Consider the following 23,826-nt stretch of genomic DNA (forward strand, 5'->3'; position numbering starts at 1 on the left):
TCCCGCTCAGGGGCGTGAACTATGAAAAAGATGGCGCTTAGTGTTGCCGCGTGTGCGTTGTTGCTGTTGGCTAATGAAGCTGAGGCGCAGTCGGTTGTCAGAAGCGGGGTGATTCACTTTCAGGGCGCTATCGTGGAGTCCTCCTACGAAATTACTCAGGCCACGGCGATGAGCACGGGCGAGTCGATAAAGCTGATTGAGGTTGCGCCCGGTGTTGTCATTGCGGTGAATATGGCGTTCCATGGCGCCGGTGGTAGCCCGCCGGTCTTTTCGACAGCCTTTGAAGTCCTTAAAAACACGCCACCTGTCAGCAATAACGTGTCGGCCAGCAAGCGCGGCGTGCTGACTATTTCCTACCGGTGACTGCTCGGCGGGTTGATCGGGCAGGTATACTGCGCGTCTTGCGCCAACTGGCCGATCACTCCCCCGTACTCCGGAGCTTTCATGACAACTCCTGCACAACCGGCTGCTCCTGATGCCGTGAGCGCCGAACCCACTGAAAACGAAGCAACTGTAGATGCCGCGCAAAAGCCGGTGATCCCTGCGTTCACGTTTCCGTTCAAGCCTGCTGAATTTGCCAAGAACAAAGCCAATTCCAAAGGCCAGACCCATTACAAAAAAGGTGAAGGCCACGGCCACACCAAAACCCCTGGCGCAGCCCCTCCCGGCACCCGTCGCTCCATGGGCAAACGCTGATTGATGCTACAGAGTGTGGCTTTGTGCCACTATTGGTCGGATAGGCCGTATTAATGCCTTTTGATATGCGCTAGATCAGTATTTGGTTAATTGGGGAGCTTAAAGTCGACGCCCCGCCGACTCTTACTCCCTAATAACTGAGCGTGCTGTCATGAAAATCAATCTACCGATTACCGGCCGAGCTGTTGATTTCGCACCCGACGCCAACATCCTTTCTACCACTGACCTGAACAGTGCCATCACCTACGCCAATGATGACTTCATCAAGGTCAGCGGTTATTCGCTGAGCGAGTTGCTCGGCAACCCGCATAGCCTGCTGCGCCACCCCGATATGCCGTCAGCAGCCTTCAGTCACATGTGGCAGACCCTCAAGGCCGGGCGTTCATGGATGGGCATGGTGAAAAACCGCTGCAAAAATGGTGACCATTATTGGGTCAGCGCTTACGTCACGCCGGTAATGAAAAACGGCGAAATCGTTGAGTACCAATCGGTGCGTACCTGCCCAAGCCCTGAGTGTGTGCAACTGGCCGAGGCCGATTACGCCGAATTGCGCTCGGGGCGCACGCCGCTATGGCAGCGTCTGCCGCGGGTCAGGCTGGCGGGCAAGCTGGCGCTGTTTGTCAGCGCCGTGTTTGCCGGGGCGACGACGCTGGGCACTGTTTTGCTACCGTCTATCGACTGGCAGGCCGGCGTGGTCATTTGGTTGACCGGCAGCCTGTTGAGCTCGGTGGCGATTGCCTGGCTGCTGCGCCCACTTAACGCCTTGACCCGCCGCGCTCAAGACGTCGGCCATAACCCGCTAAGCCAGCACATCTATACCGGGCGGCGAGATGAGATGGGGCAGATCGCATTTGCCCTGCAGATGCTCGAAGCGCAGACCGGCGCAATGGTGGGACGTATCGGTGATGCGTCGCAACGCCTGGCCGGGCATGCCAGTGAGCTGGTCCAGCACCTCGAAAGCAGTCACTCCAGCACCCTTAGTCAGCAACATGAAACCGATCAGGTGGCCACGGCGATTCATGAAATGAGCGCCAGCGTGGCGCAAGTCGCGAACAATGCCCAGCAAGCCTCGCAAGCGGCTGACCGGGTCGAAAACGAAACCCGTGAAGGGCATGAGTTGGTGATGCAGAGCCGCAGTTCGGTGCAGCACCTGGCAGGCGAGCTGGTTCGGGCAACCGAGGTGATCCACCACCTGGAAGGCCACAGCAGCGACATCTCATCGGTGCTTGAGGTGATTCGCAGCATCGCTGAGCAAACCAATCTGCTGGCGCTGAATGCGGCGATTGAAGCCGCCCGGGCGGGCGATCAGGGGCGTGGTTTTGCCGTGGTGGCCGACGAAGTGCGCAGCCTGGCGCAGCGCACGCAGCACTCAACCAACGAAATCCAGCAGATGATCCTCACCTTGCAAGACGGCGCCCGGGCCGCCGTGCAGGTGATGCAGCAAAGCAGCCAGCATGCTGAAAACAGTGTCAGCCAGGCGCAGTTGGCCAGCAGTGCACTGGACGAGATCACTCAACAGGTGAAAAAAATCACCCAGATGAGCGTACAAATCGCCTTGGCGGTGGAAGAGCAAAGCGTGGTCAGCGAAGACATCAATCGCAACATCGCGGGTATTCGCAGTGCCGGGGATGTCACTGTGCTTGCCGGGCAGCACAGCCATCGCAGCTCCGGTGATGTGGCGGAGCTGGCTGTCAGCCTGCGTTCATTGGCGCAAGAGTTCTGGCAGACCCGGCGTTAGCGCTTACAGCGCTTCGCGCCGGATGAGTTGCATGCCGAATTTGGCGTAAAGCTGGCGGGCGGGGTGATTGTGTTCCATGACCTTGAGGTCGACACAGGCTTCACCGCGCTGCTGGAATGCACTGAATACCTGATTGAGCAGTGCGCCGCCCAAGCCCCGCCCTTGCAGGCGCGGGTGTACCACCAGGTCCTTGAGGTAAGCGCTGGTCCAGGCCAGGGCCACGCCGACCACCTGGCCGTCGAACAGGCTGACAAAACACAGCTGCGGGTCGTATTCAGCGTCATGCAGCAGGTCGTGCTGCCAGCGCTCCAGCGGTTGCAAATCCCCCTGACCTGCGCCATAGCCCTGTTCCAGCAGGGCGTGCACGCGGGGCAGCAGCGCCGGGGTGAGGGTGCTCAGCGCAATGCCCTGCGGCCACGGCACGGGTGTCAGAGGCTGGCGCAGGTCTTTGCGCAGCAGCAAACAGTGGTCACTCATTGAACTCAGACGCCTTGCTCAGCCACGGTACGGGCGGCAAGGATCAGGCATTGCGTGAGTTCCGGCGAGGAGAATTTGGTCAGCACCGCATTGGCCCCGGCCAGACGGGCTTTTTCGCTGTTCATCGCACTGTCGAGCGAGGTGTGCAGCAGCACGTACAAATGCGCAAAGTCCGGCGTCTCGCGCACGGTGCGGGTGAAGGCGTAGCCGTCCATCTCGGACATTTCGATGTCAGACACCAGCACATTGATTTGCTCTGGCGTGCCGTGCAGTTCCAGCAAGCGCTCAATGGCCTCTTTCGCGCTGCGGGCCGTGTGGCAATGCAGGCCGAGGTTGCGCAGGGTGATCACCGATTGTTGCAGCGCCACCTGGCTGTCATCGACCACCAGAATTCGCGCCTTGCCCAGCAATTGCGTGTCTTCCCGGCTGAGGGCTTCAGTGTTCGGCTCAATCCGGGCGGGCGTGATGCCATGAATGACTTTCTCAATGTCCAGCACCTGCACCAGCGCGCCGTCCACTTGCGTGACGCCGGTGATGTACGAGCGCTTGCCTGAACCGTAGGGCGGCGGGCGGATATCGGTGCTCAGGCAATGCACGATTTTGCTCACCGCTTGCACGTGCAAGCCCTGCTTGGAGCGACTGACATCGGTCACGATCAGGCAGCCGCCGTCGGGATCGAGCAACGGTTGCTCGCCAATGGCGCGGCTCAGGTCGATGACCGACAGCGAGGCACCGCGTAGCACCGCAATGCCTTTCACATGGGGATGCGACTCGGGCATTTTGGTCAGCGGCGGGCACGGAATGATTTCGCTGACCTTCAACAGATTGATCGCCATCAGCTTGCCGCTGCGCAACGTGAACAGCAGCAAAGACATCGAGTCGGCGCGGGCGTGGGTGGATGACATAAATACCTTCTGAGATAAGGGCAGCAATACCGGGTTATCGACCCGAGCGGCGAATCCTGTAGGCGCTGCCGCCCTGTCTTTGACGCCGCGCTGTCGCGCATCAAACAGGCCACCGAATATCTTCAGCATCCCCCCATCGGTTCCCTCTCCTTCGGGAGAGGGCTAGGGTGAGGGGGCTCTTAGATCAAGATCAAAAGATCGCGAGCAAGCTCGCTCCTACAGGGCCTTAGGAATCAATCACTTATTTTATGTTTGATAAGAGTGGCCGCCCCGTCTTAGACGCCGCGCTGTCGCGCAGCAAACAGGCCGCCGAGTATCTTCAGCATCCCCCAATCGGTTCCCTCTCCTTTGGGAGAGGGCTAGGGTGAGGGGGGCTCTTAGATCAAGATCAAAAGATCGCGAGCAAGCTCGCTCCTACAGGGCCTTTAGAATCAATCACTTATTTTGTGTTTGATAGGAGCTGCCACCCCGTCTTCGACGCCGCGCTGTCGCGCAGCAAACAGGACAGCGAGTATCTTCAGCATCCCCCAATCGGTTCCCTCTCCTGCGGGAGAGGGCTAGGGTGAGGGGGGCTCTTAGATCAAGATCAAAAGATCGCGAGCAAGCTCGCTCCTACAAAGCCTTTAAAATCAATCACTTATTTTGTGTTTGATAGGAGCTGACGAGGTACGAAGGCTGCGATCTTTGAGACGCAGATTAAAAAATCGCAGTCTTCGGCAGCTCCTGCGCAGGGCGTGTTGATAAGGGGTTATTTCAACCCCAAACGCTTGGCCATTCGGCCCAGGTTCGCCCGGTCCAGGCCCAGTTCGCGGGCGGCGCTGGCCCAGTTGTGTTGATGGCGCTCAAGGCAGGCGCTGATCAACTGGCGCTGGTAGTTCTCCGTGGCCTGGCGCAAGTCACCAATGACCGGCGGTAGCGGCTCTTGCTCTGCCACTGCGGGGCCGTCCTGCGGCGTCGGCAAGTCCAGGTCTGCGGCGGTCAGGGTCAAGATGCGCGGCCGGGTTTTGCAGTTGCCCAATGCCTTGAGGGTGCTGCGGCCGATCAAGTGTTCCAGTTCGCGCACATTGCCCGGCCATGAGTAATGCAGCAGCGCAGCCTGGGCATCCGGGCTCAGGCGCAAGCTGCCCAGGCCCATGCGCGAGCGGTTTTGCTCCAGAAAGAAGCCGCTCAGCAGCAACACATCGCGCCCGCGTTCGCGCAGGGCGGGCACGTTGAGCGGGTAGACGCTCAAACGGTGATAGAAGTCGGCGCGATAGCGACCGCTGCGCACTTCTTCTGCCAGATCGCGATTGGTCGCGGCAATCAAGCGCACATCGACGCGGTGTTCCTGATCTGAGCCCAAGCGCTGCAATTGCCCGCTTTGAAGCACGCGCAGCAGCTTTGCTTGCACCGTCAGTGACAGCTCGCCCACTTCGTCCAGAAACAATGTGCCGCCATTGGCCAGTTCAAACTTGCCACGGCGATCGCTGGTGGCGCCGGTAAAGGCGCCGCGCACATGGCCGAACAATTCGCTTTCGACCAGGGTGTCGGGCAGGGCGGCGCAGTTCAGGCTGATCATTGGCTTGTCGGCGCGCGGCGAGGCGGCATGAATGGCTTGGGCTACCAGCTCTTTGCCGACCCCGGTTTCGCCGGTGATCAACACCGTCAGGTCGCTGTTGCCGACCAAGGCAATTTCTTCGAGCAGGTGTTTATGGGCGGCGCTCTGGCCAATCAGCTCTTTATTGGGCAAAGGATGAGCCTGACGATACAACTCGGCTTTTTGCTGCTCATCGGCCACCCGCAGGGCCAGGCGCTCGATACGCTGGGCCACATTGACCGTGGCAGCAGCCAGGCTGGCAAAGGCTTGCAGGGCATCCAGCTCAATGGGTTCGAACCGTTTTGGGTCCAGTGCATCGAGGGTCAGCAGGCCCCAGGGGCGCTCGTCGACGAACAGCGGGCAGCCCATGCAATCGTGGATCTCCAGGTGCTCGGCCAGCCCGTCGACCAGTCCGTCATACGGATCGGGCAATTCGCAGTTGTTGGGAAAACGCGTAGGGCCGGGGCTGCTGAGCAGGATTTCAAAGCGCGGGTGCTCGCTGATTTTAAAGCGCCGCCCCAGCGTATCCAGGCTCAGGCCGTCTACCGCCAGCGGCACCAGCCATTCGCCGTCCAGGCGCAGCAGGGCCGCGGCGTCGCACGGCAGTACGGCGCGCATGGCTTGCAGTAAGCGCCGGTAACGTTCGCTTTCAGGCAGGTCGCGGGACAGGTCCGCCACCAGCGGGAGCAGGGCAGTGAGAAGCAATTTTGCAGTCATTTTGACCTCGTGTAGTCGAAGTGACTATAGATCAAGGCGTGTCATAGTGACTACTTTGTTTTTAAGTTATTGATTTAAAAGGATTTGAAGGTTGGCACGAAAACTGATGGTTAAACGGTAATCCATTTTTCCCTACGTGTTCAGGAGTCAACTTTATGCTTACTGCTCAAGACCGTGCCATCGTTAAGTCCACTGTGCCGCTGCTCGAAAGTGGTGGCGAGGCGTTGATGACACACTTCTATAACATGATGCTCACCGAATACCCGCAAGTGCGTCCGCTGTTCAATCAGGCTAACCAGGCCAGTGGCGACCAGCCACGTGCCTTGGCCAATGGCGTCTTGATGTATGCCCGGCACATTGACCAACTGGATCAGTTGGGCGACCTGGTGGCGCGAATCATCAACAAACACGTTGCGCTGCAAATCCTTCCGGAGCACTACCCGATTGTCGGAAGTTGCCTGCTGCGGGCCATCGAAGAGGTGCTGGGCAGCGACATTGCGACCCCGCAGGTGCTGGCCGCCTGGGGCGCAGCTTACAACCAGCTGGCCGATATCTTGATTGGCGCAGAAGCTGCCATTTACGACGAAAAAGCCGCTGCACCGGGTGGCTGGCGCGGTGGCCGGGCATTCAAGCTGGCCGCCAAGCTAGAAGAAAGCGCAGAAATCACCTCGTTCTACTTCCGCCCGGTGGATGAGCAGCCGATCCTTGAGTTTGAGCCCGGCCAGTACATCGGCATCAAGCTCAACATCGATGGCCAGGAAGTGCGTCGCAACTATTCGCTGTCAGCATTGGCCAAAGTGGGCCGCTACCGGATCAGCGTCAAGCGCGAGCCGGGCGGTGTAGTGTCGAACTACCTGCATGACCGCCTGCAAGTGGGTGACATCGTTGAGCTGTTTCCGCCTGCTGGTGAGTTCACCTTGTCTGCCAGCGAAAAACCGCTGGTGTTGATCAGCGGCGGGGTGGGCATCACGCCTACGTTGTCGATGCTGGAGGCGGCGCTGGCCACTAAACGGCCGATCCGTTTTATTCACTGTGCGCGAAATGCACAGGTGCATGCCTTCCGGGGCTGGATCGAAGAACTGGCTGCGCAGCATCCGCAGTTGAAGCGCTTCTATTGCTATGAGCAGGCAGACTCCTTGGCAGACCATGTGGGGCTGCTGACGGAAGAGGTGCTGGGCGAATGGCTGGGTGAGGAGCGCGATGTCGATGCGTATTTCCTGGGCCCTAAAGGCTTTATGAGCGCCGTTAAGCGTCATTTGAAGGCGCTGGGCGTGCCTGAGCAGCAAAGCCGCTATGAGTTCTTTGGGCCGGCTGCGGCGCTGGAGTAAGCGACGGGGTTGAATGCGTCGCTGCCGACGATAAAGAGGGTTGCGGGGGCTTTGAGATAACGGCTTGCTCCGCAACCCTTCGCAGCCTTCGGCAGCGACTACGGGTTTGTGTACGACGACTTAATCATCTATTAATCCTTCTGCGACACCTTGCCTACACAGTTCTCATACATTCAGGTCGATGTTCTGGGTGTAAACTGCGCGCCTTAGTGGCTGCGGCTTAACTCCAAAATAACCTGGCAAAGGGAAGCAGGATGACGGATGAAATGATACGACTGAGCCGCGAGAAGCGTTTTTTGGTCTTGCTCGGGGTTATCTGTCTGGCGCTGATTGGTGGCGCGTTATACATGCAAATCGTGCTCGGTGAGGCGCCTTGCCCGCTGTGCATCCTGCAACGCTACGCTTTGCTGTTGATCGCGATCTTTGCCTTTATCGGCGCAGCGATGCCGACGCGGCGCAGCCTGACCATTTTTGAAGTGCTGGTGGTGCTCAGCGCCATAGGCGGGGTGATTGCGGCCGGGCGGCACGTGTTTATCCTGGCCAACCCTGCGGTGAGCTGCGGCATTGACGTGCTGCAACCGATCGTTGACGGCCTGCCGCTGGCGACGGTGTTCCCGTTGGGTTTTCAGGTTGAGGGCTTCTGCTCTACGCCGTACCCGCCGGTGTTCGGCCTGTCGCTGGCGCAATGGGCGCTGGTGGCCTTTGTGCTGACCAGCGTGCTGGTGCCGTTGGGAATCTACCGGAACCGCAAAAAACACGGCTAAAACGCCACGTTTGGATTGATCCGCCCCGCACTTTTCCTGAGAATGCGGGGCGTTTTTTTTGTCCGCGCAAAAATGTCAACAGGATGTGAATCGGCACACTAAAGTGATAGCTGACTTGTGCGACATATTGTCACGCTAAAAGTGTCGCAGAGAGCGATTCCTGTAGGACAGGTGAGCACGAATTACGTTCGGAGCGATTTATCCCCTGATCGTTTTTTTTGCGGATCAGATGATTGAAATTGCCCTTGGGCGTCTCCATGGGAATCGGCTGTAAGCCTCTTCACTTGGGCGTTTGGGGGGATTCACCAGCCCTGTGCGTGCGCCAAAAAGGGGCATATCAGCTGCGGGCTTTTGACGTGCTACATGCATTTTAAGGAGGCATATGCCTGCGTAATGGGCAACAATAGTGAGGGATTGTTACTGGAGTCGAGAAGAATTATTTCTGGATGAGACATGGTTTGTAGAGAGCTTCCTAACTACAATCGCCTCCACTGAACGTCCAGCCTGCTCACCTCCGAGCCCAAGCGGGTAGTCGGCGGTCGTCTGGGCAGTTCACAACAGGCGTCACATGCGACTCCCAGGTACTGGCAACCCTTCTAAGTTCCGCCACAAATGGAATTGTCTGTAGTAAGGCGATTGACCACGTATCGAATAAGAAATCACTGCTAACCCGGGATTGCGTATTCACCTGAAGGTGATGAGCAGGCATTTATTCAAGCCCGGAAAAGAGCCAACCCTTGGTAGGGTGAAGTGTTGGCGAAAAAAACCAACTGCATTGTGCAAGCTGTTTTAGAGGTCGTGAGATGACTAAAAAAAGGTACCCCAGACTCCTTGGCTTATTGCCACTTTTCGGCACGTTGCTGCTGGGAGGCTGCAATTGGACATTGCTCGATCCGGTGGGGCAGGTAGGGATCGAAGAGCGGAATCTGATCATCACTGCAACATTGCTGATGCTTCTGGTCGTGGTCCCGGTCATCTTGATGACCCTGATCTTCGCGTGGAAGTATCGCGCGTCGAACAAAAACGCCACATACGCTCCAAAATGGTCGCACTCCACCAAGATCGAAGTCGTGATCTGGACTGTGCCAATTCTCATCATCATCGCCTTGGGCGTGATTACGTATAAGTCGACCCACGCGCTGGACCCTTACCGTCCGCTCGAGTCCGACGTCAAGCCGGTCACCATTGAAGTGGTAGCACTGGACTGGAAATGGGTATTCATCTACCCGGAGCAAGGTATCGCTACCGTTAACAAGATCGTGTTCCCAGCCAACACGCCTGTTAACTTCCGCATTACCTCTGACTCTGTGATGAACTCGTTCTTCATTCCAGGTCTGGGTGGTCAGATCTACGCCATGGCGGGTATGACGACTAAGCTGCACTTGATTGCCAACAAAAACGCAGAGATGGATGGCATTTCGGCCAACTACAGCGGCGCTGGCTTCACTGGCATGAAATTCAAGGCGATCGCGACTTCCGAGGAAGATTTCAACGCCTGGGTAGCTGAAGTCAAAGCATCACCTAAACAGCTTGATAACGCTGAGTACGCGGCGTTGGAAAAACCAAGCGAGAACAACCCTGTAGAGCTCTACTCCACCGTTACTCCGAACCTGTTCCAGCTCATCATCGACAAGTATGAAGGGATGAACCCAGGCAAGTTCGTGAAGCACGAGAAGAAAGAAGAGTCCGGGACCCAAGGTTTGGACAACACCTCGAATTCAGCTGCCGGGGCAGAGGAGTAAACGATGTTTGGTAAATTAAGTCTGGACGCCATACCGTTCCACGAGCCGATAGTGATGGTTACCGTCGCTATGATTCTGCTCGGCGGATTGGCGCTCGTCGCTGCAATCACGTATTTCAAGAAGTGGAACTACCTGTGGTCCGAATGGCTAACGTCAGTCGACCACAAGAAAATTGGCGTGATGTACATCATCGTTGCCATGATCATGCTTCTGCGCGGCTTTGCCGACGCCGTCATGATGCGTACCCAGTTGGCCATGGCCACCGAGGGTTCACCTGGCTACTTGCCGCCTGAACACTATGACCAGATCTTCACCGCTCACGGTGTGATCATGATCATCTTCATGGCGATGCCATTCTTCACTGGCCTGATGAACCTTGCAGTGCCGCTGCAGATCGGCGCGCGTGACGTTGCCTACCCATTCCTGAACTCCCTGAGCTTCTGGCTGCTGGTATCCGGTGTGGTACTGGTCAACCTGTCGCTGGGCGTCGGTGAATTCGCCAAAACCGGTTGGGTTGCTTACCCGCCTCTGTCGGGCCTGCAGTACAGCCCTGGCGTGGGTGTGGACTACTACATCTGGGCGCTACAGTTATCAGGGCTAGGTACGACGTTAACCGGGGTGAACTTCCTGGCGACCGTGCTGAAAATGCGCGCTCCAGGCATGAAACTGATGGACATGCCGATCTTCACCTGGACCTGCACTTGGGCAAACGTTCTGATCGTGGCTTCGTTCCCGATCCTGACCGCTACCCTGGCACTGCTGACGCTTGACCGTTACCTGGATTTCCACATTTTCACCAACGAACTTGGTGGCAATCCAATGATGTACGTGAACCTGTTCTGGGCGTGGGGTCACCCTGAGGTATACATCCTCATTCTGCCGGCGTTCGGGATCTTCTCTGAAGTCATCTCGACCTTCACTGGCAAGCGTCTGTTCGGTCACCACTCGATGGTTTACGCCTCCGGTGCGATCTCGGTACTGGGCTTCATGGTTTGGCTGCACCACTTCTTCACCATGGGTTCGGGTGCCAGCGTCAACGCCTTCTTCGGTCTGGCGACGATGCTGATTTCCATCCCGACGGGTGTGAAGCTATTTAACTGGCTATTCACCATCTACCGCGGCCGTCTGCAGTTCACCAGCCAGGTCATGTGGACCTTGGGCTTCATGGTGACCTTCGCGATCGGTGGTATGACCGGCGTACTGCTGGCGATCCCGGGTGCTGACTTCGTTCTGCACAACAGCCTGTTTGTAATTGCTCACTTCCACAACGTAATCATCGGTGGTGCTGTATTCGGCTACATCGCTGGTTTCAGCTTCTACTTCCCTAAAGCGTTCGGCTTCAAACTGAACGAGAAGTGGGGCAAGGCTGCATTCTGGTTCTGGATCATCGGCTTCTTCATCGCCTTCATGCCGCTCTATGCACTGGGCTTCATGGGCATGACCCGTCGTCTGAACGCCACGACCAACCCTGAGTGGGTGCCTTACCTGTACGTTGCTGCGGTTGGTGCTGCCCTGATTGCTGTGGGTATCGCTTGCCAGTTGATCCAGCTGTACGTCTCGGTTCGTGACCGTAACAAACCAGAGAACGCCTGCGAATTCGGCGATCCATGGAATGGCCACACCCTGGAATGGTCGACTTCGTCGCCACCTCCGTTCTACAACTTCGCTGTTGTGCCAACTGTTCACGGTATTGACGCATTCACCGAAGCCAAAGAAGACGGTACTGCTTACAAGGCTCCGGCCAAGTACTCGCCGATCCACATGCCTAACAACACCGCTACCGGTGTGGTAATGGGCGCACTGCTGACCGTGTTCGGTTTCGCAATGATCTGGCACATCTGGTGGCTGGCTATCGCGAGCCTCGCTGGCACCGTTGTGTACTTCGTTATACACGCTGCCCGTGATGACCAAGGCTACATGGTGCCGGTGGAAACCATCGAGCGCATCGAAGCCGAGCAGCACAAGCGTCTGTTGGCCGCCAAAGTAATTCCGGCCGACCGTGTTGAAACCAAGTTGGGGCAGGCATAAACCATGTCGAACATAGCGACCAATGCTGGACACGCCCATGACCATGGGCACGATGACCACCATCACGACGCGGGCGAGACTACCGTATTCGGTTTCTGGCTCTACCTGATGACCGACTGCATCATCTTTGCATCGCTCTTCGCGGTATACGCAGTACTGGTAGGTAACGTAGCGGGTGGCCCGTCGGGCCACGACATCTTTGAACTACCGTACGTGCTGGGTGAAACCGCACTGCTGTTGTTCAGTTCGATCACGTATGGCTTTGCCATGCTCGCGTTCTACAAAGGCAACAAAGGCGGCGTTCTGGGCTGGTTGGCCATTACCTTCCTGCTGGGGGCCGGCTTCATCGGCATGGAAATCAACGAGTTCCACCTGTTGATCTCCGAAGGTTACGGTCCGCACCGTAGCGGCTTCTTGTCGGCGTTCTTCACCCTGGTTGGTACCCACGGTCTGCACGTGACCTGCGGTCTGATCTGGATGGCGATCATGATGTATCAGGTCAACCAACACGGCCTGACTTCGACCAACAAAACGCGTCTGAGCTGCCTGAGCTTGTTCTGGCACTTCCTGGACGTGGTGTGGATCTGCGTATTCACCGTTGTTTACCTGATGGGGACTCTGTAAATGGCTAACGCACATTCTGACGGCGCGAACCACGGCAGCGTGAAGTCCTACGCAACTGGCTTCATCTTGTCGGTGATCCTGACCGCAATTCCGTTTTGGCTGGTGATGAACCCGATCCTCGCCAAATCGACCACTCTGGCGATCGTTCTGTTGACCGCAGTGATCCAGGTTGTTGTTCACCTGGTGTACTTCCTGCACATGGACCGCTCCCCGGAGCAACGCAACAGCGTTGCAGCGCTGGTCTTCTCGGCGCTGGTTATTGTTCTGCTGGTGGGCTTGTCCCTGTGGATTATGTTCAGCATCCACGCTGAAATGATGGCGAAGTGAGGTAAACCCGATGTCCTTTAAGCACTTTATCCAAATCACCAAACCGGGGATCATTTTCGGTAACGTGCTTTCTGTGGCAGGTGGGTTCTTCCTGGCCTCGAAGGGGCATTTTGATCTTGCCCTGTTCCTGGCTGCGGTGATTGGCACCTCCTTGGTGGTGGCGTCCGGTTGCGTGTTTAACAACTGCATCGACCGTGACATCGACATCAAGATGGACCGCACCAAAAACCGCGTACTGGTGCAAGGCCTGATCTCGGCCAAGGTGGCGTTGCTTTACGCCACCTTGCTGGGGGTTGCAGGGCTTGTGCTGCTGTATCGCGTGGCCAACCCGCTGGCGGCCTTGTTCGCTGCGATTGGCTTCGTGATCTACGTCGGTTTGTACAGCCTGTACTTTAAGCGCAAGTCGGTACACGGCACGCTTATCGGCAGCCTGTCGGGTGCAATGCCGCCAGTCATTGGTTACGTCGCCGTGAGCAATCACTTCGACATGGCCGCACTGACTTTGCTGGTGATGTTCAGCCTGTGGCAGATGCCGCATTCGTACGCTATCGCGATCTTCCGTTTCAATGATTACCTGGCCGCATCGATTCCGGTGTTGCCAGTGAAGCGCGGGATCAAAGTGGCCAAGAAGCACATCCTGCTTTATATCCTCGCGTTCCTGATCGCGACCCTGATGCTCACCCTCGGCGGTTACGCCGGCATGAGCTACATGGCCGTGGCAGCCGCGATGGGCATGTACTGGCTGTACATGGCGTGGACTGGCTACAAAGCCGTCGACGACAAGGTCTGGGCACGCAAGCTGTTCGTGTTCTCGATCTTCACCATCACCGCCCTGAGCGTCATGATGTCCCTGGACTTCAAAGTGCCGACCGAGTTGCTACTGACTTACGCGCACTAAGCCACCAGGCTTAAAAAACCCCGCCTTCGAAAGAAGTGCGGGGTTTTTTTATGGCGGTTGAAAACCCATCAGTCATGGATGCAGGCATATGGCTGGGGGGCAAATCTTCGGAAAGCTACGCAGCCTACAAACCAAACGGATCCTTCTGACAGGGTAGTTCCGCACCCCCTCGGCATACTGGCTGGGCGCCGCTAACTGGCAATTTGACAGTTAGCGGGCACTCAACCTTCCTCAACCAGGATGCCGACATGCACCTATTACACAACAACGCTAACGATCTGCCCGGTGCCTGCGTATGAAGCGCATGAACATCACCGTCGGGGCCAGAACCACGGTGGGCGGCGTGGTGGTGACGGGCTGGGAACTGATGACAATCAACGACCAGATTCTGGCCCGCGAAGGTGACAGCATCGAGTGCCCGGTGTGTGGCAGTACGGGCGTTATCGTGCTGTGCGGCCCGCGCCATGATGAATTGCTGGGAGGGCGGCAAGCCGCGCTGGAAGGCGACTTGTGCCAGTGCCTGTGCCGCCCTGCGCCGCGACTGATCCCTGATCAATACATCAGAGGCCAAGTGTTGGGAGATGCCAGAGGGCCTCAGCAGAGTTACATGGAGTATTTGGCTCAGTGGCCCGAATCGCCGGCACCCAAAAAAACAGCGCCCGTTAATCCCGAGCCCGAGCTGGAAGAAGAGGACGAAGAAGAGGAACAGGACACCGGCATCACCCTGCATGTGGGCTTGTTCTTCGATGGCACCGGGAATAACCAGGGCAACAGCGAGGCGGCGCGAGGTTGCCTGGCCATTAGCTTGGGTATAGGTGAACAGGAAGGCGCGGATATACGTCAGCATTGCGCGAGCTTTGGCTTTGACGGTAAAGGAAACTCGCCGGATAACAGCTATAGCAACGATGTCACCAATGTGGCGCGGCTTTATGACTTGTATCCGGATCATGCGGATACGCAATTGCCGCAAGGAACTGAAGAGGCGTTTCTCAGTGTCTACCTAGAAGGTATCGGTACAGTCACGGGGCAAGCTGACTCGGTCTATGGCCAGGCCAGCGGTCAAGGCAGCACTGGTATTCTGGCGCGAGTTGAGCAAGCGCCTGTCCTGATTTTGGAGCAGATTCGAACACTGCAAGACAACAATCCCGGCCTGATCATTTGGCGAATCGTTTTCGACCTGTTTGGCTTCAGTCGCGGTGCCGCTGCCGCACGGCATTGCGCCAATGATCTGGTGAAGGGAGCTGACAGTTTGTTGGCCAAAGCCTTGCCCGCCGGGTCACCCTTGCTGGTAGCCAGCTTCAAATGGCGCCACCGAACAGATTTCAACCTCAACTTTATCGGCCTGTTTGATACGGTGCCTGGGGTGGTTGCGCCTTTGAGCGGCGACTTTAGCCCGCACAACGCCAGTAACCCGGGCCTTGACCTGTACCTTGCGCCCGGCATTGCACGCCATGTGGTGCAATTTGTGGCGCGCCACGAATATCGTCATAACTTCTCACTGGTTCGTACCGACAATGACATCGAGCTGCCCGGTGTCCACTCCGATCTTGGTGGCGGTTATTTGCCTCTGGCCACCGAAAAAGTGCTGCTGAGTAAACCCCAGAGCAGTCAGGTGCCTGTCGACATGCCAGAAACCTCCACGGTCGCTTATGACCGAGCCCGGCAGTTGCTGGGGGTTATGCTGCCGGACCTGGAGCCCTATCTGCAGCGCTGGAGTATCGACACATGGGCGGTGGTTCTGCCTTATAACAAACGCCGTGACATGTTTGCCGAGAAACGCGTGTACGCCGCCCTTCGCAGTAAGCGGCAAGTGCATGGTCAGTTGTCACTGATTTACTTGCGGGCCATGCGCGAGCTGGGAATACGAAACGGGGTTCCTTTCGTATCCATTGATGATCGAAACCCTGCATTGGCGCTTCCTGCTGACCTGCACGACATTGCCATCAAGCTGCAAGCGTATGCCGTCGGCGACAGCTTTCCCGGACTGACCCATGAAGAGGTGGCTTTACTACAGCGCAAATACATCCACTTGTCAGGCAACTGGAATGCTGCCAGCGGCAAGAACAACAGCGACATTGAGGTGCTCTTTATCAATCGGCCGGCTGCGGGCGGTAAACGTGCGGTGCATCCCAATGAATAAATTCAAGTTGCTATGGGTGTGCGCTGTGTTTGGGCTGATGGTGGGCTGTGCCAAGGGCAGTAATGGGCTGCCCTATGATGGCTGGCGGCTAGGACTGTTCGCCCCCAACTACATGGAAGTGTGGATCGAAACCGCAGATGCGGTGGATGTGCGAGACCGTGTATTCAAACGAGCCATGAGCGGAGTAGCCGCTATCCAGACTCCTAAAAACCTCAAAGGGAATCCTCGCGGTTGGCCAAGTTATCCCGGTTGGGGTAAAGGTAAATATGTTTACGGGGCTGCTGTACCACGCCTGATTTATGTGCGCTGGCAATCATTGGTGGAGCCACAAACCTACGAGGCTTACATCGTGATCCCCGAACCCATTCAGCAGGCCATGGTCAAGCCTGAGAAAGCTTTTTGTGCCGCCGATGCCAAATGGATCACCGGTTACCGCAAAGGCGTGACCGTAGGGTTAGCACCCGGCGGTATTGCCAAGGTGTGGATTTCAGGCCCTTGCGTCAGGCCGATCGAAGTGACCAGGGTTCAGGGAGAAGTGGTGAAAGAAGGACCGTATGGCGGGAAGTCCGAAGGCCATCATTTCCCGCTTGGCGAAACGTCAAAAGCCTACATCGAAAAATACGGGGTGCCTTATGGCTCTTGGTAAAGGGCCGCCGCACACGCGCGGAGCATCCCAATGACTACATACAAGCTGCTATGGGTGTGCGGTGTACTTGGGTTGATGGCGGGCTGTGCCAAGGGCAGCAATGGGTTGCCCTATGATGCATGGCGCTTAGGGCTGGGAGCCCCCGATTACATGGAAGTATGGATCGAAACCGCAGATGCGGTTGATGTGCGGGACCGTGAATTCAGGCGAGCCATGAGCGGAATAGCTGCTATCAATACACCTAAAAACCTCAATGGTAATCCTCGTGGCTGGCCTAGCTATCCGGGCTGGGGCAAAGGTAAATATGTTTACGGAGCTGCGGTACCACGCCTGATCTATGTGCGCTGGCAATCATTGGTGGAGCCACAAACCTACGAGGCTTATATCGTGATCCCCGAAGCCATTCAGCAGGCCATGGTCAAGCCTGAAAAAGCTTTTTGTGCCGCCGATGCCAAATGGATCACCGGTTACCGTAAAGGCGTGACCGTAGGGCTGGCTCCCGGCGGTATTGCCAAGGTGTGGATTACTGGCCCTTGCGTCAGCCCAATCGAAGTGACCAGGGTTCAGGGAGAAGTAGTGAAAGAAGGACCTTATGGCGGGAAGTCCGAAGGCCATCATTTCCCGCTTGGCGAAACGTCAAAAGCCTACATCGAAAAATACGGGGTGCCTTATGGATCTTGGTAAAGGGCCTCCTAGGCGACACTGCTGAGTTCAGCCGCGGATGATTCACTACGCGCCGCTGGCCATGGCTTTAGCATGTCAGTGCGCGACAGGGTTTGTGTCAGCTTTCAAGCCCGCCTTCCAGGGCGTGTATTCAATTCGATGCACCAGGCTGGTCAAACCCGTGGCCTTGAAGCCCGGCATGGCGCTCATGTCGGTCTGTTTGCAGCGGGCGATCAGGGTGCGGAGTAAAACATCGTCCTGTTTGAATTCGGCCCGGCGCAGTACATGAGGGGCAAGGCTGGCCGCGCATTCCTGTACATGGCCACTGTTGTCGGTCATGACGATCAGGGTTGCGACACCGATGCTGTCGACAGGCAGCGGTGCGAACAGTTGCCGGTACAGAAAATCGTCTTGCGCCTTGGCTTGCACGGCCTCGTCCCGTTTGAGACGTTGCTCGGCGCTCATCCCGGTCAATGGGCCAACCGCTATCGGCGCCACTACGTTTGCAGTGCGCTTCTTTGGGTTGATTAATGACGATGGCAACTCGGGGAGTACGGCCGTCCAGCAGATCGGCAGCAGGTCTTTGGCCAGTTTTTCGTTGTAAGGGTAGAGTTTCGGGTCGAATGTGCGGTTGATCTGGGTGTCGCATTCGATCACCCGATTATGTTCATCCAGGGTGATTTTCAGATTAAAACTGCCACTGCGGTCCTCGGTATTGGCCAGATTGCCTGCAGGGCGCAGCACCCTTGTCATCAGCACTTCGTACAGTGCGCGTTGCCGGACCTGTTCATTTGCCTGCGTGGGAGTGAGCGTAGTCGCGCGGGTATCCGTGGCAGTGGACTGGCAGCCCGCCAGCAGCAGGCCAGCAAGCGTGAGGGGGAATGCGCGTTTGAACATGACGATCCTTGTGCGAGAGACAGGCCGGGTCGAGTGTTTATCGACGTTTAGCGGGCCGCAGTCTATCTCAGTCAGGGCGCTTCATGCACATGAGATCTATTCGTATTTATGGGGGCGTAGCGTCATTGGCGTTTGAGGCCGAACGCGGGCCTGCAAAGCGGAGGCGCCTGAGCGCCTCCGGTTAACCGCAATGGATCAGAACAACCATTGAGCGCCGATGGAGTAGCCGGTCTGGCTGCCTTCATCGTTGCCCAGGCGGCCATTGATCTCGGCATACAGGCCCAGTTGCGGGGTGATGGCGAGTTGGCTGCCGAGCTGGGCACGGCCATAGCTCTTGTCGACGCTGCCCAGGTGCGCGCCGCGTGCCTGGCCGTCGACGCGGCTGGTGAGAAGGACATCATCCAGACGCCCGTCGCCCATTTCCTTGACCCAGGCAATGTCGCCGTAAGGTTGCAGACTCATACCGGCCGGCAGGTCGAACGTGCCGCGGGCACGCCACCCGAGGCTGGCTTGCACAGAGTCGAAGCTCTGCTCTTCGTAGCTCAGGGCGGTGCGCAGGTCTTGTTTCTCGTGAAACTTGTCGATGCGGTAGTGGCTGTAATCCAGGCCTGCAAACGGGCCGCTTTTGAGCGCGCCGAAATCAAAGTCATAGCCGCCGATCACGCGGGCACCCAGGCTGAGTGCGTCCGTCTTGCCGGTCAGTTTCTGGCTCAGCAGCACAGGGCCGCCGTTGGCCTGAATCACCAGATTACGTTTGCTGTCGAACTGGGTAGTGCCAGCGCTCAAGTCACCGGCCAGCCAGAGTGGGCCGCCATCGTTGAGCAAGGCGTAGACCGCTGCCTGCCAGCTTTCGCTGTCGAGTTTGCCGCCGCGTTCCAGTTTGTCGCGCCCGTTCAGGTAGCTCAGGCTGGCGCCTACGCTCAGGCTGGAAGTCAGTTGGTAGTCGCCCAACGCATGCAAGCCAAGACGGCGACCTTCGTTGAACGGCCCGCTGTCTGCGCTGTATTCGCCATCGATACCGATTTCGCCATCAAAACTGCCGACGTCGCGGCTGGCCGCTTGCAGCGTCAGCCAGCGGCGATCCAGCAGATTGACCTGGGCTTGATGCTGGCGTTGCAGGTTGTATTGCTGAGCACGTGCGACCGCGCCGCCCGAAGCAGTGGAAGCCATCAAGTCAGCGTTGGTCAACTCCAGCACCAGTCGGCTGAGCAGTCGCGAATAGTCGCGCAGGCGCTGGTCGATGCGTTCTTGGCCGAAGGCGTTGGTGAGCACGGCTTCGTTATCTTTCTTCGGGTCATGCCAGGTCGAACCGCCAGGAATGGCCGGGTTATCGGTCTGGGTGTAGCCGTCCAGATCCCCCAGTTCCCAGTTGGTGGCCTCGACGTAGAGCACCGGGATATTCAGCTTTTCAAACGATTCGCCATCACTGCAGCAACCGGTGCCCGCCGGGTAGGCGGCATCGAGGCCAGGGTTGCTGAACAGGTTGATGTTGAGTTCTTTGGCGAGCTTGAACGCGTGCTCGCGCAATGAGGCCAGGCCAGGGTTGCTGACGCTGTTTTTGCCGGAGTGGGCGTACATCATGTCGCCGGTAATCAGGCTGTCGAGGTTAATCATGGCCAGCATGTTCTCGCGCTGGCTGGCGCTCAAGCTGTTGACGAAGGCTTTGGAGCCTTGCAGGCCTTCTTCTTCAGCACCAAAACCAATCACTTGCAGGCCGTATTCGAGCGGTACGCCGTTGAGGTTACGAGCGATTTCGGTGAGCACGCTGGCGCCAGAGCCATTGTCATCCAGGCCTTGCAGGGTCGGGCGGCCAAAGTACGTGTCGAAATGCGCACCGACCACCACGTATTGCGGCTTGCTGCCCGCCGCGTAGGCCACCACGTTTTGCGAGCTGCGGCTGTTACCGGCCCCCCAGGAAAAATCCTGGCGGCTGATGCTGTACGCATCGCCCATCTGGCTTTGCATCCAGTCGGCGGCACCGGCAAAGTTGGCCGTGCCCCGGTAGCGGCCGGGGTAGTCGTTAATCAGCTTATCGAGGGTAGTTGCAGCATGTTCGCCGTAGTTATAGGCATGGCCTTGGGTTGACAGCAGAGCGCCGGCAACGCTGACAGCGAGTGCGAGGGGTTTGATCACAACGTCTTCCTTGGAGTTATTAGAGGTTTAGCGATTTATCCTGTTGCAGGATGTGCGCCCTCTATTGGGCGTGTACGGCAGATTGACGCACTGTATTAATCCTTTGTCGCTCCTGTATAAACGGGCGCACTTTTTTGCGCCCGAACACGATTATTTAAATCAGGGCGTGACTCAAAATCGGGCAGGATTATGCGGCAGTGATGCGAAAAGTAGCACTGTGCTATCGGCTGTTCAGTCCATAAACGTCAAATAGACCGACTCCTGTAGGAGGGGCCGTCCCGTCTTCGACGCCGCGCTGTCGCGCAGCAAACAGGACAGCGAATATCTTCAGCATCCCCCAATCGGTTCCCTCTCCTTCGGGAGAGGGCTAGGGTGAGGGGGCTCTTAGAACAAGATCAAAAGATCGCGAGACAAGCTCGCTCCTACAGCAGGATGCAGCCTATGGCATCAATGCAGTATCTGGCTCAAGAACAGTCGGGTCCGTTCGTTCTGCGGGTTATCGAAGAAGGCATCAGGCGCTGCCTGCTCGACGATTTCACCTTTGTCCATGAAGATCACCCGGTCGGCCACGGTGCGGGCAAAGCCCATTTCATGGGTCACACAGAGCATGGTCATGCCGTCTTCGGCCAAACCAATCATGGTGTCCAGAACCTCTTTGACCATTTCCGGGTCCAGTGCTGACGTCGGCTCGTCGAACAACATGATTTTGGGCTTCATGCACAGCGCACGGGCGATGGCCACGCGCTGCTGTTGACCGCCGGACAACTGGCCGGGGTACTTGTGGGCCTGCTCCGGAATACGCACGCGCTCCAGATAATGCATGGCGATTTCTTCGGCCTGACGCTTGGGCATCTTACGCACCCACATCGGCGCCAGCGTGCAGTTTTGCAAAATGGTCAGGTGCGGGAAGAGGTTGAAGTGCTGGAACACCATGCCCACTTCACGGCGAATGGCTTCGATCTGTTTGAGGTCGTTGGTCAGTTCCACGCCATCGACCACGATGCGGCCTTGCTGATGCTCTTCAAGGCGGTTAAGGCAGCGGATGGTAGTAGATTTGCCCGAGCCCGACGGGCCGCACAGCACGATTCGCTCGCCTTGGTTGACGTTCAGGTTGATGTCTTTCAACACGTGGAACTGGCTGTACCACTTGTTGACATCCTGCATCTGGATAATCCCGGCAGGGCTGACAGGGTGTTTGTTTGCTTGATTCATTGCAGAACTCCTAACGTTTATGACCGGTGTCGAGCTTGCGTTCCAAATGCATGGAATAGCGCGACATGGCAAAACAGAACATCCAGAACACCAGAGCGGCAAACACATAACCTTCAGTGGCCATGCCCAGCCATTTAGGGTCGGCGGCGGCTTGCTTGACGCTGTTGAGCAGGTCAAACAGACCGATGATGATCACAAGGCTCGTGTCCTTGAACAGCGCAATAAAGGTGTTCACGATGCCCGGAATCACCAGCTTCAAGGCTTGCGGCAAAATCACCAGGCCCATGCTGCGCCAGTAACCCAGGCCCATCGCCGCGGCTGCTTCGTACTGGCCCTTGGGGATGGCTTGCAGACCGCCGCGCACCACTTCAGCCACGTAGGCTGACTGGAACAGAATCACGCCGATCAGCGCCCGCAGCAGCTTGTCGAAGTTCATGCCTTCGGGCAGGAACAGCGGCAGCATCACCGACGACATAAACAGCACCGTGATCAATGGCACGCCGCGCCAGAACTCGATAAAGGTCACGCACACCACCCGAATCGCGGGCATGTTCGAGCGGCGCCCCAATGCCAGCACGATGCCTAAAGGCAACGCGCCTGCAATGCCGACGGTGGCGATCACCAGTGTCAGCATCAGGCCGCCCCACTGGCTGGTCGACACGCTGGTCAGGCCCCAATAGCCGCCATGCAGCAGGGTGAAGGCCAGAACCGGGTACACCACCAGAAAGCCCAAGCCGTAAATGGCCTTGTGCGTAAAGCGAGAGATAAACAACGGCGCCGCGCCGATGACGGCCAGCCACACGGTCAGGTCGACGCGCCAGCGCAGGTCAGCAGGGTAGTAGCCATACATGAACTGCCCGAAGCGCTGCTGAATGAACACCCAGCAGGCGCCTGATTGGGTGCAGTCGGCGCGGGTGCTGCCTGTCCAGTTCGCGTCAAGGATCGTCCACTGCACCAGCGGCGGCACTGTCAGGTACAGCAGGTAGAACGCCAGCAACGTCAGCAGGGTGTTGAAAGCACCGCTGAACAAGTGGGTGCGCATCCATGCGATGGGGCCGAACACCTTGTTCGGGGGCGGCAGGTCGGGCTTGAAATGATGAGTCGTCATGGCCGTCTCCTTAGCGTTCGATCAGCGCAATGCGCTTGTTGTAAACGTTCATCAGCAAAGAAATGCTAATGCTGATCGCCAGGTACACGCTCATGGTGATCGCAATGACCTCAATGGCCTGGCCGGTCTGGTTGAGCACCGTTCCGGCAAACAACGAGACCATTTCCGGATAGCCGATCCCGGCCGCCAATGATGAGTTTTTTGCCAGGTTGAGGTATTGGCTGGTCAGCGGCGGAATGATCACCCGCAGGGCTTGCGGGATGATCACCTTGCGCAGCGTCGGCCCGGGGCGCAGGCCCAGGGAACGTGCGGCTTCGGTCTGACCGTGGCTGACCGAGGTGATGCCCGAGCGCACGATCTCGGCGATAAACGCTGCGGTGTACACCGTCAGGGCCAGGGTAAGCGCCAGCAGTTCCGGGATCAGCACCCAGCCACCGACAAAGTTGAAACCCTTGAGCTCGGGCATTTCCCACTGCAGCGGCGCGCCAAAAATCAGCGCGCATGCCCCGGGAATCACCAGCAGCAAGCCCAGCCCGGCCCAGAACTTATGAAACAGTTGGCCGGTGGCTTCAAAGTGTTGGTTGGCCCGGCGCACCATCAAGCCGACAGCAACGAGGGCAAGCAGCACGCTGCATGCAAATGGCCAAAAGCCGTCAGCGGCCAGCGCCGCGGGCATGTTCAGGCCCCGGCTGCTGACAAAGAAGGTGTCATTGACGTTATGGCTATTGCGCGGTCCCGGCATGCTCAGGAACACCGCAAAGTACCAGAACAGGATTTGCAGCAGCGGCGGAATGTTACGGAACACTTCCACATACACTGTCGCCAGCTTGTTGATCATCCAGTTGGGGGACAAACGCGCCACGCCGATGATGAAGCCGAGGAGGGTGGCCAGAACCACGCCAATCACCGTCACCAGCAAGGTGTTGAGCAAGCCGATGACAAAGACTCTGGCATAGCTGTCCGATTCGCTGTAATCGATTAAATGCTGCGCGATACCGAAACCGGCGCTGCGCTCAAGAAACTCGAAACCCGAGGTGATCCCTCGGTGTTGCAGGTTGGTCTGGGTGTTATTGAACAGGTACCAGCCCAGTGAAACGACCGCCACAATCGTAATGATCTGAAACAGCCACTCACGCACTTTGGGATCGCTGAAGCGCAGCTTCTGCTTGGGTGCGTCGATTAGGTTTTGCATGGAATGCCCCGGAAA

General features: G+C 57.6%; 20 protein-coding genes and 2 pseudogenes. 14 read left to right on the plus strand and 8 right to left on the minus strand.

All coding sequences use genetic code 11. From position 1 onward, the window contains the following. Nucleotides 1–21: 21 nt before the first annotated feature. From ACJJU9_RS04385 to ACJJU9_RS04400, 4 genes and pseudogenes are all read left to right on the plus strand, one after another. Nucleotides 22–363 (plus strand): hypothetical protein, encoded by a 342-nt coding sequence (locus tag ACJJU9_RS04385; RefSeq protein WP_407730138.1) that lies wholly within the window; start codon nt 22–24, stop codon nt 361–363. A gap of 81 nt (nt 364–444) precedes the next feature. Continuing rightward, nucleotides 445–696, plus strand: coding sequence for a hypothetical protein (locus ACJJU9_RS04390; RefSeq protein WP_153330377.1), 252 nt, complete (start codon nt 445–447; stop codon nt 694–696). A gap of 151 nt (nt 697–847) precedes the next feature. Continuing rightward, nucleotides 848–1,129: pseudogene (locus tag ACJJU9_RS04395) on the plus strand (PAS domain-containing protein); the annotation flags it as partial. Nucleotides 1,130–1,438: 309 nt separating this feature from the next. Beyond that, a pseudogene (locus ACJJU9_RS04400) lies at nt 1,439–2,434 on the plus strand (methyl-accepting chemotaxis protein); the annotation flags it as partial. Between the two features lie 3 nt (nt 2,435–2,437). On the opposite strand, the gene ACJJU9_RS04405 reads toward ACJJU9_RS04400, so the two are convergent. The 3 genes from ACJJU9_RS04405 to norR all read right to left on the minus strand — a co-directional run bounded on the left by ACJJU9_RS04405 (nt 2,438) and on the right by norR (nt 6,109). Continuing rightward, nucleotides 2,438–2,911 (minus strand): GNAT family N-acetyltransferase, encoded by a 474-nt coding sequence (locus tag ACJJU9_RS04405; protein WP_407730139.1) that lies wholly within the window; start codon nt 2,909–2,911, stop codon nt 2,438–2,440. Nucleotides 2,912–2,916: 5 nt separating this feature from the next. Continuing rightward, a complete protein-coding gene (locus tag ACJJU9_RS04410) occupies nt 2,917–3,816 on the minus strand; it encodes a chemotaxis protein (protein WP_153375010.1) in 900 nt (299 codons plus the stop codon). Between the two features lie 748 nt (nt 3,817–4,564). Then, entirely contained in the window at nt 4,565–6,109 is a 1,545-nt protein-coding gene (norR, locus tag ACJJU9_RS04415; RefSeq protein ID WP_048390206.1) for a nitric oxide reductase transcriptional regulator NorR, read from the minus strand. A gap of 155 nt (nt 6,110–6,264) precedes the next feature. Between norR and hmpA the strand changes: the two genes are divergently transcribed. From hmpA to ACJJU9_RS04465, 10 genes are all read left to right on the plus strand, one after another. Beyond that, nucleotides 6,265–7,437: an NO-inducible flavohemoprotein gene (gene hmpA, locus ACJJU9_RS04420; RefSeq protein WP_407730140.1), complete on the plus strand. Its 1,173-nt coding sequence runs from the start codon at nt 6,265–6,267 to the stop codon at nt 7,435–7,437. Between the two features lie 254 nt (nt 7,438–7,691). Beyond that, a complete protein-coding gene (locus tag ACJJU9_RS04425; RefSeq protein WP_048367150.1) occupies nt 7,692–8,201 on the plus strand; it encodes a disulfide bond formation protein B in 510 nt (169 codons plus the stop codon). 803 nt (nt 8,202–9,004) lie between these two features. Then, complete coding sequence (gene cyoA / locus ACJJU9_RS04430; protein WP_048367149.1) at nt 9,005–9,943, plus strand: ubiquinol oxidase subunit II; 939 nt, start codon at nt 9,005–9,007, stop codon at nt 9,941–9,943. A 3-nt stretch (nt 9,944–9,946) separates the two neighbouring features. Beyond that, the gene (gene cyoB / locus ACJJU9_RS04435) at nt 9,947–11,971 is read left to right on the plus strand and encodes a cytochrome o ubiquinol oxidase subunit I (protein WP_048367148.1); all 2,025 of its coding nucleotides are present in this window, start codon (nt 9,947–9,949) and stop codon (nt 11,969–11,971) included. 3 nt (nt 11,972–11,974) lie between these two features. Beyond that, nucleotides 11,975–12,595, plus strand: a complete 621-nt coding sequence (locus tag ACJJU9_RS04440) for a cytochrome o ubiquinol oxidase subunit III (protein ID WP_048367147.1) — start codon at nt 11,975–11,977, stop codon at nt 12,593–12,595. Beyond that, complete coding sequence (gene cyoD / locus ACJJU9_RS04445) at nt 12,596–12,922, plus strand: cytochrome o ubiquinol oxidase subunit IV (protein WP_019408632.1); 327 nt, start codon at nt 12,596–12,598, stop codon at nt 12,920–12,922. It abuts the gene before it with no gap. 10 nt (nt 12,923–12,932) lie between these two features. Further along, nucleotides 12,933–13,820 carry a heme o synthase gene (gene cyoE, locus ACJJU9_RS04450; RefSeq protein WP_048367145.1) on the plus strand — a complete coding sequence of 296 codons (888 nt, stop codon included), beginning with the start codon at nt 12,933–12,935 and terminating at the stop codon, nt 13,818–13,820. A gap of 295 nt (nt 13,821–14,115) precedes the next feature. Further along, nucleotides 14,116–15,960, plus strand: a complete 1,845-nt coding sequence (locus tag ACJJU9_RS04455) for a PAAR domain-containing protein (RefSeq protein ID WP_407730141.1) — start codon at nt 14,116–14,118, stop codon at nt 15,958–15,960. Next, nucleotides 15,953–16,606 (plus strand): DUF2931 family protein, encoded by a 654-nt coding sequence (locus ACJJU9_RS04460; protein ID WP_153389566.1) that lies wholly within the window; start codon nt 15,953–15,955, stop codon nt 16,604–16,606. The genes ACJJU9_RS04455 and ACJJU9_RS04460 overlap by 8 nt, the downstream gene beginning before the upstream one ends. Before the next feature lie 30 nt (nt 16,607–16,636). Then, complete coding sequence (locus ACJJU9_RS04465; protein ID WP_407730142.1) at nt 16,637–17,290, plus strand: DUF2931 family protein; 654 nt, start codon at nt 16,637–16,639, stop codon at nt 17,288–17,290. Nucleotides 17,291–17,365: 75 nt separating this feature from the next. Here ACJJU9_RS04465 and ACJJU9_RS04470 read toward each other — a convergent pair whose 3' ends face one another. The 5 genes from ACJJU9_RS04470 to ACJJU9_RS04490 all read right to left on the minus strand — a co-directional run bounded on the left by ACJJU9_RS04470 (nt 17,366) and on the right by ACJJU9_RS04490 (nt 23,811). Next, on the minus strand, nt 17,366–18,166 hold the full coding sequence (locus tag ACJJU9_RS04470) for a hypothetical protein (RefSeq protein ID WP_407730143.1): 801 nt from the start codon (nt 18,164–18,166) through the stop codon (nt 17,366–17,368). A 195-nt stretch (nt 18,167–18,361) separates the two neighbouring features. Further along, nucleotides 18,362–20,299, minus strand: a complete 1,938-nt coding sequence (locus tag ACJJU9_RS04475) for an autotransporter domain-containing protein (protein WP_407730144.1) — start codon at nt 20,297–20,299, stop codon at nt 18,362–18,364. A gap of 447 nt (nt 20,300–20,746) precedes the next feature. Next, nucleotides 20,747–21,511, minus strand: coding sequence for an amino acid ABC transporter ATP-binding protein (locus ACJJU9_RS04480; protein WP_407730145.1), 765 nt, complete (start codon nt 21,509–21,511; stop codon nt 20,747–20,749). A 10-nt stretch (nt 21,512–21,521) separates the two neighbouring features. Further along, complete coding sequence (locus ACJJU9_RS04485; protein ID WP_407730146.1) at nt 21,522–22,619, minus strand: amino acid ABC transporter permease; 1,098 nt, start codon at nt 22,617–22,619, stop codon at nt 21,522–21,524. A gap of 10 nt (nt 22,620–22,629) precedes the next feature. Further along, on the minus strand, nt 22,630–23,811 hold the full coding sequence (locus ACJJU9_RS04490) for an amino acid ABC transporter permease (RefSeq protein WP_407730147.1): 1,182 nt from the start codon (nt 23,809–23,811) through the stop codon (nt 22,630–22,632). Between the last annotated feature and the right edge of the window lie 15 nt (nt 23,812–23,826).

It is taken from the genome of Pseudomonas helleri (assembly GCF_045830615.1).
Taxonomy (GTDB): domain Bacteria; phylum Pseudomonadota; class Gammaproteobacteria; order Pseudomonadales; family Pseudomonadaceae; genus Aquipseudomonas; species Aquipseudomonas helleri.

Bases quoted from the DNA above. Each gene is read 5' to 3' on its own strand.
- ACJJU9_RS04385 (WP_407730138.1), top strand. From the start codon at position 22: ATGAAAAAGATGGCGCTTAGTGTTGCCGCGTGTGCGTTGTTGCTGTTG.
- ACJJU9_RS04390 (WP_153330377.1), top strand. From the start codon at position 445: ATGACAACTCCTGCACAACCGGCTGCTCCTGATGCCGTGAGCGCCGAA.
- ACJJU9_RS04405 (WP_407730139.1), bottom strand. From the start codon at position 2,911: ATGAGTGACCACTGTTTGCTGCTGCGCAAAGACCTGCGCCAGCCTCTG.
- ACJJU9_RS04410 (WP_153375010.1), bottom strand. From the start codon at position 3,816: ATGTCATCCACCCACGCCCGCGCCGACTCGATGTCTTTGCTGCTGTTC.
- norR (WP_048390206.1), bottom strand. From the start codon at position 6,109: ATGACTGCAAAATTGCTTCTCACTGCCCTGCTCCCGCTGGTGGCGGAC.
- hmpA (WP_407730140.1), top strand. From the start codon at position 6,265: ATGCTTACTGCTCAAGACCGTGCCATCGTTAAGTCCACTGTGCCGCTG.
- ACJJU9_RS04425 (WP_048367150.1), top strand. From the start codon at position 7,692: ATGACGGATGAAATGATACGACTGAGCCGCGAGAAGCGTTTTTTGGTC.
- cyoA (WP_048367149.1), top strand. From the start codon at position 9,005: ATGACTAAAAAAAGGTACCCCAGACTCCTTGGCTTATTGCCACTTTTC.
- cyoB (WP_048367148.1), top strand. From the start codon at position 9,947: ATGTTTGGTAAATTAAGTCTGGACGCCATACCGTTCCACGAGCCGATA.
- ACJJU9_RS04440 (WP_048367147.1), top strand. From the start codon at position 11,975: ATGTCGAACATAGCGACCAATGCTGGACACGCCCATGACCATGGGCAC.
- cyoD (WP_019408632.1), top strand. From the start codon at position 12,596: ATGGCTAACGCACATTCTGACGGCGCGAACCACGGCAGCGTGAAGTCC.
- cyoE (WP_048367145.1), top strand. From the start codon at position 12,933: ATGTCCTTTAAGCACTTTATCCAAATCACCAAACCGGGGATCATTTTC.
- ACJJU9_RS04455 (WP_407730141.1), top strand. From the start codon at position 14,116: ATGAAGCGCATGAACATCACCGTCGGGGCCAGAACCACGGTGGGCGGC.
- ACJJU9_RS04460 (WP_153389566.1), top strand. From the start codon at position 15,953: ATGAATAAATTCAAGTTGCTATGGGTGTGCGCTGTGTTTGGGCTGATG.
- ACJJU9_RS04465 (WP_407730142.1), top strand. From the start codon at position 16,637: ATGACTACATACAAGCTGCTATGGGTGTGCGGTGTACTTGGGTTGATG.
- ACJJU9_RS04470 (WP_407730143.1), bottom strand. From the start codon at position 18,166: ATGTTCAAACGCGCATTCCCCCTCACGCTTGCTGGCCTGCTGCTGGCG.
- ACJJU9_RS04480 (WP_407730145.1), bottom strand. From the start codon at position 21,511: ATGAATCAAGCAAACAAACACCCTGTCAGCCCTGCCGGGATTATCCAG.
- ACJJU9_RS04485 (WP_407730146.1), bottom strand. From the start codon at position 22,619: ATGACGACTCATCATTTCAAGCCCGACCTGCCGCCCCCGAACAAGGTG.
- ACJJU9_RS04490 (WP_407730147.1), bottom strand. From the start codon at position 23,811: ATGCAAAACCTAATCGACGCACCCAAGCAGAAGCTGCGCTTCAGCGAT.